This is a genomic window from Streptomyces viridifaciens (assembly GCF_001888885.2).
Lineage (GTDB): Bacteria > Actinomycetota > Actinomycetes > Streptomycetales > Streptomycetaceae > Kitasatospora > Kitasatospora aureofaciens.
Genome location: NZ_CP090840.1, coordinates 1,664,324 through 1,676,099, shown reverse-complemented (window position 1 = coordinate 1,676,099; position 11,776 = coordinate 1,664,324). Strand labels below are relative to the sequence as shown.

11 protein-coding genes and 3 pseudogenes are annotated in these 11,776 nt (G+C 66.1%); 4 read left to right on the top strand and 10 right to left on the bottom strand.

Annotated elements, in window-relative coordinates:
- Positions 1-32 precede the first annotated feature (32 nt).
- The 5 genes and pseudogenes from BOQ63_RS07240 to BOQ63_RS07220 all read right to left on the bottom strand — a co-directional run bounded on the left by BOQ63_RS07240 (position 33) and on the right by BOQ63_RS07220 (position 2,289).
- Positions 33-293, bottom strand: coding sequence for a DUF4158 domain-containing protein (locus tag BOQ63_RS07240; protein ID WP_072653747.1), 261 nt, complete (start codon positions 291-293; stop codon positions 33-35).
- A gap of 260 nt (positions 294-553) precedes the next feature.
- A pseudogene (locus BOQ63_RS07235) lies at positions 554-805 on the bottom strand (transposase); the annotation flags it as partial.
- Between the two features lie 44 nt (positions 806-849).
- Complete coding sequence (locus BOQ63_RS07230; RefSeq protein ID WP_223886341.1) at positions 850-1,149, bottom strand: serine integrase family protein; 300 nt, start codon at positions 1,147-1,149, stop codon at positions 850-852.
- An 86-nt stretch (positions 1,150-1,235) separates the two neighbouring features.
- Positions 1,236-1,499 (bottom strand): annotated as a pseudogene (locus tag BOQ63_RS07225) (recombinase family protein); the annotation flags it as partial.
- A 301-nt stretch (positions 1,500-1,800) separates the two neighbouring features.
- The gene (locus BOQ63_RS07220) at positions 1,801-2,289 is read right to left on the bottom strand and encodes a hypothetical protein (RefSeq protein ID WP_150476339.1); all 489 of its coding nucleotides are present in this window, start codon (positions 2,287-2,289) and stop codon (positions 1,801-1,803) included.
- A 169-nt stretch (positions 2,290-2,458) separates the two neighbouring features.
- Between BOQ63_RS07220 and BOQ63_RS07215 the strand changes: the two genes are divergently transcribed.
- Positions 2,459-2,875 carry a hypothetical protein gene (locus tag BOQ63_RS07215; RefSeq protein WP_072653745.1) on the top strand — a complete coding sequence of 139 codons (417 nt, stop codon included), beginning with the start codon at positions 2,459-2,461 and terminating at the stop codon, positions 2,873-2,875.
- Positions 2,872-3,585 (top strand): SEL1-like repeat protein, encoded by a 714-nt coding sequence (locus tag BOQ63_RS07210; RefSeq protein WP_072653744.1) that lies wholly within the window; start codon positions 2,872-2,874, stop codon positions 3,583-3,585. The genes BOQ63_RS07215 and BOQ63_RS07210 overlap by 4 nt, the downstream gene beginning before the upstream one ends.
- A gap of 238 nt (positions 3,586-3,823) precedes the next feature.
- On the opposite strand, the gene BOQ63_RS07205 is transcribed toward BOQ63_RS07210, so the two are convergent.
- From BOQ63_RS07205 to BOQ63_RS07185, 5 genes are all read right to left on the bottom strand, one after another.
- The gene (locus BOQ63_RS07205) at positions 3,824-4,915 is read right to left on the bottom strand and encodes an integrase core domain-containing protein (RefSeq protein ID WP_072653743.1); all 1,092 of its coding nucleotides are present in this window, start codon (positions 4,913-4,915) and stop codon (positions 3,824-3,826) included.
- A gap of 105 nt (positions 4,916-5,020) precedes the next feature.
- Positions 5,021-5,425, bottom strand: a complete 405-nt coding sequence (locus tag BOQ63_RS07200) for a helicase associated domain-containing protein (RefSeq protein WP_072653742.1) — start codon at positions 5,423-5,425, stop codon at positions 5,021-5,023.
- Between the two features lie 450 nt (positions 5,426-5,875).
- The gene (locus BOQ63_RS07195; protein WP_072653741.1) at positions 5,876-7,024 is read right to left on the bottom strand and encodes a glycosyltransferase; all 1,149 of its coding nucleotides are present in this window, start codon (positions 7,022-7,024) and stop codon (positions 5,876-5,878) included.
- Positions 7,021-8,259, bottom strand: a complete 1,239-nt coding sequence (locus BOQ63_RS07190; protein WP_167395674.1) for an MFS transporter — start codon at positions 8,257-8,259, stop codon at positions 7,021-7,023. Before BOQ63_RS07190 ends, BOQ63_RS07195 begins: the two co-directional genes overlap by 4 nt.
- Positions 8,260-8,328: 69 nt before the next feature.
- Positions 8,329-8,937, bottom strand: a complete 609-nt coding sequence (locus BOQ63_RS07185; RefSeq protein ID WP_079183449.1) for a transcriptional regulator — start codon at positions 8,935-8,937, stop codon at positions 8,329-8,331.
- 568 nt (positions 8,938-9,505) lie between these two features.
- On the opposite strand from BOQ63_RS07185, the gene BOQ63_RS07180 reads away from it, so the two are divergent.
- Both BOQ63_RS07180 and BOQ63_RS07175 read left to right on the top strand, forming a co-directional pair.
- Positions 9,506-10,690, top strand: coding sequence for a radical SAM protein (locus BOQ63_RS07180; RefSeq protein ID WP_072653738.1), 1,185 nt, complete (start codon positions 9,506-9,508; stop codon positions 10,688-10,690).
- Between the two features lie 679 nt (positions 10,691-11,369).
- Positions 11,370-11,702: pseudogene (locus BOQ63_RS07175) on the top strand (IS21 family transposase); the annotation flags it as partial.
- Positions 11,703-11,776 lie beyond the last annotated feature (74 nt).

Sequence of the window (11,776 nt, the reverse complement as noted above, 5' to 3'; positions counted from 1 at the left end):
AAGCCCAGGTGCTCGCGGATCTGGGCCCGGTGCTACTCGATGGTGCTGCCGGCCCATTGATAGGACTCGAAGTCGGCGGCCGACACCCTCATCTGCCGGGCAACGAACTCCACCACCTCGTCCGGGAAGTCCACCCGACCCCGGGGGAAGCGGCCGTGCCGGGTGTAGAACTTGAGCACCAGCGCGAAGCCCAGGCGCGTCCCGCCCCGCTTGCCCGCGACGAGGTCCACCTCGTCACCGAGCACCGTCCAGTGCTCCACCAGCTCGTCCATGCCCACCGGCTGCCGCCCCATGGCGCCGTATCATGCCGAACCCGGGCAGGTCACAGTGGCCGAACGCTGAAAGATCACCCGTATTTGGGGCTGATGACAGAGCCGTTAATACTGCAACCGCAGTTATGGGGTGTGGCCTCGACGTTTGTAGTGGCTGTGGCGGGCGCGGGCCTGGCTGCGGCGTCGCCAGTACGACCAGCGCAGATGGTGGGCCGCGGTGAGGTGGAGAGGATGGAGAAGCAGGCCGATGAGGCGGCGGATCTCCGGGACGGACAGGGGTATCAGGCCGCTGCGGTCGGGTCTGGAGCCCCCTTTGCCAGCTCGTGTGCCCGGATGGCGGTCAGGCAGGCGAGGGCGGCCATGGACAGGGTGATGTGCCGGTACCGGGCCTGGTAGCGACGGACTTGGTAGTGATCCAGGCCGCACTCGTTCTTCGCGGTCTGGAAGCACTCTTCCACTTGCCACCTCGCCCCGGCGATCCGGGCGAGGTCCGTCAGTCGGGTGTCGGCGGGGCCGTAGCAGACGTAGTGGGCCCTGGAGTCCTAGCTCAGACACCAGCCGCAAAGTAGCCGGGTGATCACGTGCTCGCCGCTGCGGCGGCCTGCTCGTCATGCTCGCGGAGCATCCGCATGACGGTGGCGGGCGAGGGGTGCTGGCCCTTCTTCGCGCCGGTGGTGATGACGAGTCGCTTGGCGATGTCGCGCAGGCTCATCTCCTGGGCGCGTAGGTGCAGGGCCATGGACAGCATGGAGTCGTCGGTGACGCCCGCGCCGCCGATGGTCTTGCCGCGCTTGCGGGCGGACTCGTGGCCTTCGAGGGTGCGGTCGCGGATGTACTCGCGCTCCATCCCGGACATCGCGGCGAGCACGGTGAACACGATCCCGGACCGTGTGAGCCCTTCAGCTCCCCGGTCAGGAACTCCAGGCCGACGTCGCTCGCCTTCAGCTCCTCGGCAAGCATGGCGAGCTCGATGCCGCGACCGAGCCGCTTGTGCTCGTGAACGACGAGGGTCACGGCGACGCCGGAGGAGCGGATCTCTCCGGCGAGCTTCACAGCGGTCTCCAGCTCGGGGCGCTTCGTGGCGCGGGTGGAGATCTTCTCCGAGAAGACCCGCGTCACTCCGGCCTCGGGGAGGGAGTCGAGCTGCGCGTCGAGGGACTGCCGGGCGGTCGATGCGCGGGCGTACCCGAGGCGTACGTGCCCGACCGGTTCGGCGCCGGCACTCACCGGCCGGGGCAACCTCGAGTCGATCACCGAAGGTAAAACGACAAGCTGAGATGCTCGCTGCCCTCCCCGGCCGGAACGGCTCGCTCTCGCCCAGCCGCTCGGTCTCCTGGTCCTGCACGAAGCGCAGCTGCGGCGGGCGGACAGCCCGGAGGAAGCCGCCGTCCTGGTACGCGAGCGGCGTCACTTACCCCAGGGGACCGCGCGGCCGGCCTGGAAACCCGATGCTGTGCGGAAATTGTTCTGTTCCCCACGGGGTGTGACACCGCCGTCAGGGCGGTGCCACACCCCGTGGTGCCTGGTCCTAGTCCTCGTCTTCGTCTTCGTCGTCCTCGGACTCGGAGGTCCACCACAGGTCGATCCGGTAGTTCTCCAGAACCTCCCGGTGGGCTGCCCAGATCATGTCGGTGTCAGCCTGTGACTGCGGTTGCGCCGTGCCGAGTTCGGCGTGGAGACCCGTCTCCTGCGCGGCAGCCTCGTGTCGCCCCTTCCAAGACACGCGGCCTTCGTAGACGCCTGGGCGGGGCAATTGGAAGTGACCGGCGATGTCCGGGGCAAAGGCGCGGATGACCACTTCGCCGGTGGGGCTGTCGAGCACTGTCGAGCGTTCGCCCTCGGCGATCCAGGTGCTGTCGGCCGGCGCAGGGCCGTCCCACACCCGTACCAGGATCTCGGCAGGTGCGATGCTCTGGAGGCTGCGGAGATAGATCTGGGTACCGGTGCCGGCTACCACCGTGTCCCAGCTCTGCCTGACAACTTCGGAGTTGGTGAGGTAGGCGTCGGAGTCGTACACCTCGATGAGGCCGTTGTCGGCCCTGGCTTCTAGGTCCGTGGACAGCGGATCGTTTGAGCTCGCGCAATCCTGCTACACCGTCTGTCGGAGCCCGATAGATTCTGATTGTGCATCAGGTCTTCATGGCCACGTAAGCAGTCATCCGCCGGTCCGAAAAACAGGGGAAGTCATGACCGAAATCGACATCGCGCAGCTGATCACGCCAGCCGCTCAAACCCTTGTCAGTGTGATGATGGGTGACCTCTGGTCCGGCGTCCGTGACCGGTTCGCCAGGCTGCTGTCGCGGCGCTCAGACGATCCCTCCACCGTCGTAGAAGAGCTCGAGGAATCGCGTCAGCGCCTGGTGGAAGACGTCGAGTCCGGCGAAACGCGTAACGAGATCGCCGCGGAGTGGCGCAGTAGGATCCGACGAGCGCTCACCCAGGATCCCAGTCTTGTCGACGACCTCCGCGCGATCCTCAGGGACTGCGCAGAGCCCGGCGGGCAGGAGAGCGCCCAGGTCGTCCAGACCGTGAACGCGAGCGGCAGCGGGATCGTATTCAACCTGGGCTCAGGTTCTCAGCACAACGAGGTGCACGGCCGGTGAGCGCACGCGATGACGAGGGCCACGAGATTCACCAGGACGTAGCGGCCGACAGCGGCGGCATCGTGTTCAACCAGGGCTCCGGCGTCCAGAACAACCAGGTCACACAACACAACTACGGCCCCGGAGCAGTGGCGGCAAACGATGTCGAGAGCTGCTTCCGGTACGGCAAGGTCAAGTACGATGCCCGCGAATGGAGCGAGGCAGAGTTCCCGCTGGTCAGCGCGGCCGAAGCGGGCCACGAAGAGTCGATGAGGCTCCTCGTGATGCTGTACAAGCTGACGCAGCGCGAGGCCAAGGCGCGCGAGTGGACGCGTGCGCTCGCCAATCTCGGAGATCCGGGAGCCTGCGAGGACCTGGGCATCCTGATCCGGCGCCAGGCCGAGTTCCGGGAGTACGCCGGGGCCCGGAAGTCCGACTGTCGAGAGGAGTTCGAGGAGGCCCTCGACTGGTTCCTGAAGGCTGCCGCGGCTGGCAATGAGAGGTCCGTGAAGGCCGTTGCACAGCTCCTCTACACCCTGGGCCGATATGACGAGGCTATTCCGTACCTGGAGCAAGCGATCGAGATCGGGCAACGCGACGGGAACAGCGACTACTCGCTCGAAGCGAATCTGAAGTCGGCCCGCCGCCAGGTAGAACGGGCCGTGAAGCGGTCCCAGGGCCGGGCCGGTACGCAAAAGCGCCCCTGGTGGCGGTTCAGTTCGTCGAACTAAGCCGTGCCGGGGCCAGCAGCCAGGCGATGCGAACCGGCACGCCCGGGCAAGCGGTACGGGCGCCGGCATCCGGCGGCGGGACATACATCCCGGCACCGGCACCACCACAAGCTCCCCGCCGCCTCGCCGCGCGCCCGTCCGCACAGTCCGTCGCCCAAGTGGCGCAGCAGCGCCCCGAGCCCGCACGTCTTGACCGTGCGCACCGAGGTTGCGGGTGCCGGTTAATCATCCGGCCTGGTCAAGCGGCGTGTCGGTACTCGTGGAGGGTGCCGCCGAGTCGGTCTCTTCGGCGGACCTGAAGCTGCTTGACGTGCGCAGGCGGGTTGATCGGGTCGGGTAGCGGGCGGAGCGGAGCGGATTGGTCCAGGGTTTGGTGTGGCCGGTGCTCGTTGTAGAAGGTCTCGAACTCGCGGAGTGCGTGGAGGAGGTGGCGCTGGTTCCAGATCAAAGTGCGGTCGAGGAGCTCGTGGCGGCAGGTCTGTATCCAGCGCTCCATCAGGGAGTTCATCCGCGGTATCCGGATGCCGGTGGTGACGATTTCGAGTCCGGCGTCGGTCAGCAGGGCGTCGAAGGCGGCGGTGAACTTGGAGTCGCGGTCGCGGATCAGGAACCTGGCCCTGCTGCCGGCGTCCTCAAGGTCCATGAGGAGGTTGCGTCCGAGCTGCACTATCCAGTCCGCGGTCGGGTGTGCGGTGGCACCCAGGATCCGGACCCTGCGGGCGGCGTGCTCGATGACGGCGAAGACGTACAGGCGCGCACCGGCCAGCGTGCGGACCTCGAAGAGATCGCAGGCGAGCAGGGCCTCGGCCTGGCCGCGCAGGAAGTCGGCCCAGCTCGTGCTCTGCCGCTCGGGCGCGGGCGGGATTCCGTGCTCGCGGAGGATCTCCCAGACGGTGGAGGCGGCGACCTTGATACCGAGCGCGGCGAGTTCGCCGTGGATCCTGCGGTAGCCCCACGAGCTGTTCTCCCTGGCCAGGCGCAGCACCAGGGCACGGACCGAGCGGACGGTGCGCGGGCGTCCCGGTCGCTTCGGCACGCAGGTCGCGCCGTGTCGCCGCTTGATCAGGTCGCGGTGCCAGCGCAGGAGCGTATCGGGGCGGACCAGCACCACAATGCGCCGCAGTCTCTCGGTGGGCAGGTGGTGGAGCAGGCCGGCCAGGACAGCAGGGTCGGTATTGGTGAAGACGGGTCTGCCGACCTCTCGCTGCAGGACCAGCAACTGGTGCCGGAGCGCGAGGATCTCGATGTCCTTCTCCCGGCTGCTCATCGGCAGGAGCCGCAGCAGCGCGAAGGTGTTGGTGGCGGCGAGGTAGGCCAGGCGCAGCAGCACGACTGATCATTATGCTGCCAATGCCCTTTGCACATGAAGACTCCCGAAGCGGCTGGCGGGTATGGCCGGAGATCGGTGATCAAGGCGGCGACCTGCGCGAATGATTTATCGGCACCCGCAGAGTTTGTCCCGGCGGGCCTTCTGGTTGTTGAGCCAGGTGCCCAAGGACAACCCTTCCTCCGTCTTGTGGGTGCGCGGCACCCGGGCGTGGCTCTCGCGCTCGACGAAGGCCGCCAGCGCCGCCAGGTGATGGGCGAACCGGTCCGCGCTCGCCGTCAGCAGGTCCTGCTGCTCCTGGTCGAACTCGGCCCATCCGGCCCGCTGCGCCCGCACCCACCGGCCGAGCGCCTCGCCCTCGAACTCCGTCTCCGCCGGGAGCTGCGCCCAGTCGACCCGGCCGTCCGACTCCAGCCACCACTGCCGGGCCACCGCGTACGAGCGCTGCCAGGTGATCGGCCAGCGCGGGCACCACCACGGGTCGATCTCCTCCAGCGCGGCCCGGCGAGCCAAGCCCCGATCGCGTACCCGCCGACCGCCGCCCGCGCCGGTGGGCCTTCGCGCCAGGGGAGGCGGTGATCGCGGAGAATGCCCAGAGGTAGCTGGCGTGGTTGGTCATCGGTCTCGCGGGCTGCGGCGACATCGTCACCGCCAAGGTCGCCCGAGCGTTCATGAACCCCCTGCTCGCCACCATGCAACCTGGAGCCCCGCGACCGGCAGCCGGGAGCCGCACCGCGGGTTGCCGGGCCCCGACCGCAGGCGGCGCGCAGAGTGGCGAGAGGCCCCGGAACTGCCCAGGTCCTGAAACATTCTGCGGTTGAAGGCGTGCCCGTAGGAGTCTGCCGACAATTGCGTGATTCTCCAGGGCGAGGTTGGGGTACTGCCCAGGCCCTGACTAATGACGAGGTTCGATCAGGCCTCAGCCCGATCAGCCGGGAACAAGTTGCCGGCTGAACTTTGGTTCTACTTTCCATCCCTCAGAACTTCTTCAATGTGATCTGCTGCCGCTATATTTCCCCTGGTCTCGGACAGGCGCGATCCTAGGATCTCTATTTTTTCGCGAAGCTGGCTGTCCTGGACGGTTTGGAATAGGAACTGCGCAGCCGCGTCGGCCGGGATTTTGTGCGCTAGGCCGGTACGGATGCACGACTCTGCGAGCAGGGCCTGTTCGCCGCCAGCCGGGGCGACGGCCATGGGCTTGCGCAGGACTAGTGCATTCAACACCGGGGCCGACGTGGCACTGGTTATTACCAGCTCAGAGCTGCTGACGAGTGGTGACATCCAGGGGAGCCTGACGACACAGATATCTGCTGTCTTGCTCGGCGCGGGGTTGTCGGTCCGGCCCACTTCGACGACAGCCTGGAACGGTCCGTCGGCGAAAAGCCTGTTAAGTGTGGGCCATGGGTTGGCTCCGTCGAACCACCTGCCCAGGTGAACGTAGACGAGCGGCTTGCCTCGCCTGGCTACGGTCTCCATCACTCTGTCCATGTCTCCCGTTGACGGTGCTGGCTCCCACAGGCAGGGGCCGATGTGGTGGACGTTCTTCGGGAGCAGAGCGCCTGGGTGCTCCAGGGCAGGGTCGCCTTGCAGGAGGAAGCGGGCGCCGAGGAGAGCTCGTTCAGCATCGCTGTCTTTGCTTCTTCCGAAGCCGGTCGCCTCACGGGCTTCCTGCAGGAACCGAATGGTTTCCCGGATGCGCCATTTCCTCCTGGCGGGGAGTTCGGATTCTCCTTCCGCTCCTGACATGTAGGGCCAGAGATGAGCGGCGGGTCCGAGTATCACCACGGGCACGTCGAGCTTTTCGGCGGCAAGCAGTGCGCCGTGGCACAGAACAGAGGTGACAAGGATGTCGGGGCGTGTCTGCCGGGCCGCTTCAGTTATCACACGGTACTGGTCGGGCTGATGGCGGAACCAGAATCTCACTGACATGGAACCTTGGCCGTCATCTGTCTCATCCAGTATCGCTGGTATGCCCTCTGAAGCGGCTGGCGCGGCAATCGATTTGCTCCCGACGATGGTGACGTGGTGTCCACGCCGGATGAGTTCGGTTCCGACGGTGATGGACGGATACAGGTACCCGGGGTCGCTCAGGGGGCAGAGGAGAATGTTCAACTCGCGTCCTGTCCTGTCGGGGCGTGTACGTGCTTCGCGTCGTTGTTTTCATGGGGTGCGGTGTCTTCGCTGGGCGCCGTTCGGCTCGATGGCCGGAACATGGCGGCGGCGGCGCAGGCGGCGATGGCCGCGTTCGCGACGAACGCGATAGGCGTGCCGGCGATGTCCGCAACGGCGGCGAACGCCAGGTAGGAGACCGGAGTGAGGCCTGCGGATGTAAAGCTGATGACACTGACGACGCGGCCAATGTACGAGCGGTCGGTTCCTGTCTGGATCAGTGCCACGAGTATGGACCCGGCAGGTCCCAGAGCGAGGCCGACTGCCGCAGAGGCAACGCAGACTGCGACAGTGTTCGGTATGAGGCCGACAGCAGCCAGCAGCGGGGGCTGGATCGCGAGGAAGCAGGCTGCGGTCAGGACGGGGTTGCGCGCGGGCCTGCGCATAGCCAGCGCGAGTGAGCCGGCGATGGCGCCGGCTCCGAAGCAGGCCTCGATGATCCCGTAGGTTGTCGACGTCCATCCGCGCAGTTCGACGAGCAGCGGCAGGCCGACGTTGAAGCATCCCATCACGGTGAAGTTGAGGCAGGCGATCACGACGGCCAGGACCCGGAGCTGTGGGCGGGCCAGCACGTAGCGGATGCCGGTGGGGTCGACGCTGCGGGCCTTCGGGCTATCTGCGGCCGGGGAAGAGCGGCCAGGTAGCTGCGCGGCCAGGAACGTGCCCAGGGCCAGCGCGAACAGCACCGTGCAGGTGATGGTCGCGGCCGGAGTCTCGGCGGCTGCGATGATCAGTCCAGCAGCTGGAGCGCCGATGATGGTGGCGGTTCGCTGAGCGGCCTGAAGGATGCCGGTGAGCCGCGGTAGCTGTTCGGGCGGAGCCATCATTGCCGGCGCCGCGCCCAGTGCGGGGAGGTTGATCGCGTCGATCGCGCCGAAGACCACGGCCACCACCGTCAGTGCAACCCAGGAGCGTGGGACGGCGAGTGTGATGAGGGCGGCCGCCGTCATCACGGCGACGCGGCCTGCCTGTGTCGCCAGCGCTAGGCGCCGGATTCCCAGGCGGTCCACCAGATTTCCGCCGAGAAGCATAAGGAGAGCGCGGGGCACGGTTCCGGCTCCCATGACCAGCCCCGCGCGCAGTGGATCGTCTAAGTGACTGGCTGACCACCCCAGGGTCGTCAGCCATACCTGGTCCCCGACCATGGACGCGGTGTAACCCGCGAAGAACGCGCCCATCCGCCTGGAGCGGACCGATGACATACCGACAGGTTTCCTCACAGCAAATCCCCCCACCAGTTCAGCCTGTCACTCGTGATCCGCGGCATCATCAGCCATCGGAAAGGCGTGGATCATTGTGAAGACCCGCCGACGCGAGCTGTCCGCCCCGGTTGGTGTCCGCCGGGACCACCGGCGCACCACGCTCTGAAGCTCGGCCGCCATCTCTTCCAACTCGTCTGGCGTCAACTCCAGAGACATGTCCGTCTCCACCACCGCGTTCAACCACTCCTTCGGCCACTGGTCCCAGGTATGCAGCCATTGGGTCAAGCGCTCCATACGGCGTTCGCTGAACATCTGCTGTGCCAGGGATGAGACCCGGCGGTGTGAGGGGGAGTCGACGAAATCCGCCGGCGACCACTGCAGGCCGCCGGGGACAGCCTTCCACCAGTGCTGCCGGCGGTCCGTTCCCTCCTCTGCCGCTTCCATGACCAGCCCGGCCTTGTGGAGCTGTGACAAGTGGTAGCTCACTGAGCCGATGGCCAGATCCGATCGCCGCGCAAGCTCGGAGACGGTGCTGGCGCCGTGGTGCACGAGGAACTCGTACAAGCGGATGCGAGCAGGGTGCGCCATGACGCGCAGGGCGTCGATCGAGGTCGCTGGCGCGGTCACCTCACTCGTGGGCATCTCTTCAGACATGACCCAAGGGTAGCAGATGCACAAGAAATCTTGTGCATCTGAGTTACTCAAGATGCCTTGTGCAATAATCGTTGACCTGCCTACGATCCTTGCATCGCGAGTGGTGAGGGGAGGGGACCATGAGCGGCATCACGATCTACGTCGAGGAGACTGACGTCTTCTGCGGCATCCAGTCCTGACGCCGGCCTGAAGGCCGAGGAGGACAGCCCGTGCTGCTGTCCTCCGGCATCGCGAGTGGTGAGGGGAGGGGACCATGAGCGGCATCACGATCTACGTCGAGGAGACTGACGTCTTCTGCGGCATCCAGTCCTGACGCCGGCCTGAAGGCCGAGGAGGACAGCCCGTGCTGCTGTCCTCCGGCATCGTGAGTGGTGAGGGGAGGGGACCATGAGCGGCATCACGATCTACGTCGAGGAGACTGACGTCTTCTGCGGCATCCAGTCCTGACGCTGGCCTGAAGGCCGAGGAGGACAGCCTGTCCTCTGGCCAGGGGTGGTGCACGACTCTCACGGAGAGCTGCGCCACCCCTGGCGCTTTTGATCCCACAACACTGCGGAGGGGAACCACGATGGGGGAAGCCCGGCTTTTCGCGTCCGAAGACGGATGGTGGTATGCAGACCACCCCAAGGTCGCACATCTACCGGTCGGCGCCGTGGAGAACGGCAGCCTCGTAAAAGAGGCTCGGCAGATTCTCGAGCAAGGGGGCTTCTTCAGCCCCAGGAAGATGCCGTTCGGCCTGACGGTCCTTACCGCGACGTCGTGCAACCTGGGCTGTCCCTACTGCTTCCAGAACACAGCACCCGCCGACGAGTCCGTGACCCCCTTCGCGCCACCGCGGATCAGCCGCCGCCTTCTTGCACAAGACGACGTCAGCAGGATCGCCACATTTGCACAAGAGCGCATGAATCTCCTGGGCTTCGACAGCATCTCGCTGGTGATCTTCGGCGGGGAGCCGCTCCTTAACCCCAAGGGCTGCCTCGCACTGCTCAAGCAACTGCGGCCGCTTGGGCTCGCGGAGTCCATGATGATCAGCAACTGCGCACTGCTGACCCCGTCACTGGCCCGCCAGCTCGATGACGAGGGCCTTCAGCGCATTCAGGTCAGCTTCGATGGGCACCGGGCGGACCACGACGGCACACGCTTCGACCGAAAGGGCGCCGGGACCTACGACAGAATCATGAAGAACGTGGGACGCGCCATGCAGGAGACCTCCCTCGCCTGGAAGGTCAGGGTCAACGTCTCCCACCACAACCTCGAGGGGATCCCTCGGCTGATCGATGACCTGGCGAACCTGCCCATCGCGCAGTCGTCGGTGTCCTTCGCGCCCGCACTCGTAGACGACCACAACATCGGGTACGAGAACCATCTGAGCTACGAGAACCTGGCGGACAAGTTTATCGAAATGGTCGACCTGGCCTTTGACGCCGGCCTCGCGGTCCCAGTCCTGGGGGTCCCCGTCAGCAAGTGCGTCCACTGCTCGGGATTCGCCGGGGCCAGCGGCGCGGTGGTCAGCGCCGACGGCACCCTGTACAGCTGCTGGGAAACCGCAGGGAAGCCAGAATGGACCGTGGGAAATATTTCTGATGGCTATCTTCCGGAACAGAAAATAAAAGACCGGTGGGTAGCCTGCGATGCGGCTCCAAAGCCTCACGGAACAAAGGAACAGAGGAAGAACTTCTATGACACGGTAGACAACCACATCCTCGCTCGGACGCACCTTCGTCTGGATACGAAGAAGGCTGGCCAGGCATAAGGACATTCCTCCGAACGCAAGTTCGACCTACACCCATTACCAGACAGTCAGCCATGGCGGTCAGCAGTGCGTTCGTCGAGGCGGCCAGCGAGGCTGGCGGACCTCGCCTGATACCGAGTCCCTTCCAAAAAGGACCCGTCCATTTACGCCGACGCATCAACAGATCGGTCGGGCGGCCGATTCATGTTTATGCTCGGAGCCGGACTCAAGGGGCGGCGTGCCAGGGCTGAGCGGGAGCTGGGCCGAACATGTGCGCAGCGACTGCGAGCGACTGACAGGCGACACGTCGGTCTACGGGCGGGAGCTTGTGCTGCACCTGCCTGTCCGGTGGCCGTTGTGTGCCGACACGGAGCGCGGGAGGCAGACCTCCGCCGGGCACATCCCAAGGCTGACGATCTGGTACGGGTAGTGCGCGGTGGCGATGCGGAAGGACGCGAGCAGGTGCTCCTGGCACTGGGCGGCCGGGCAAGGGGCCCGGCCGCCCAGCATGGTGTGAGCGGACAGTTCAAGATCCGTTCTGACGGACAGTCCAGCTCCTTCTGTATGGACAGCTGATCTCCCTGACTACTGGGCCGTTCGTGTCGGTTCCAAACAGGTGACCCCTCCGGCGGTTTGCTCGGTGCTGCCGACAACGAGTTCCCCGACCGGAGGGGTCGTGAAGAAGTCTGACAGGGTGATCATGGAAATCTTCGAGGCGCTCGACGCCACTGGATGCGCGCATTCGGCGGCGCGATTGGCAGGTGTGGATCCCAAGACGGTGCGGCGGTACGCACGCATGAGGGACGCTGGTCAACCCGTTGACCAACCGATCCGGCGACCACGGCTGATCGACCCGTTCATGCCGAAGATCGAGGAGTGGGTCGACCGGTCGCAGGGCACGGTGCGAGCGGACAAGCTGCACGAGCGCCTGGTGCTGCTCGGCTTCACCGGCGACGAGCGCACGACCCGGCGCGCGGTCGCGGCGGCCAAGGAGCGATGGCGGGCCGGCCACCGCAGGACCTACCGCCCATGGGCGTGTTGACTGAACTACGGGTGGTCCTGTCCTTGTTCTTCGGACGGGGAGGAAGCGAACTGGCTACCGTCCCC

Coding starts and splice junctions, on each gene's coding strand:
- BOQ63_RS07215 (WP_072653745.1), top strand. CDS start 2,459: ATGACCGAAATCGACATCGCGCAGCTGATCACGCCAGCCGCTCAAACC.
- BOQ63_RS07190 (WP_167395674.1), bottom strand. CDS start 8,259: ATGGGCGCGTTCTTCGCGGGTTACACCGCGTCCATGGTCGGGGACCAG.
- BOQ63_RS07180 (WP_072653738.1), top strand. CDS start 9,506: ATGGGGGAAGCCCGGCTTTTCGCGTCCGAAGACGGATGGTGGTATGCA.
- BOQ63_RS07185 (WP_079183449.1), bottom strand. CDS start 8,937: ATGTCTGAAGAGATGCCCACGAGTGAGGTGACCGCGCCAGCGACCTCG.
- BOQ63_RS07240 (WP_072653747.1), bottom strand. CDS start 293: ATGGGGCGGCAGCCGGTGGGCATGGACGAGCTGGTGGAGCACTGGACG.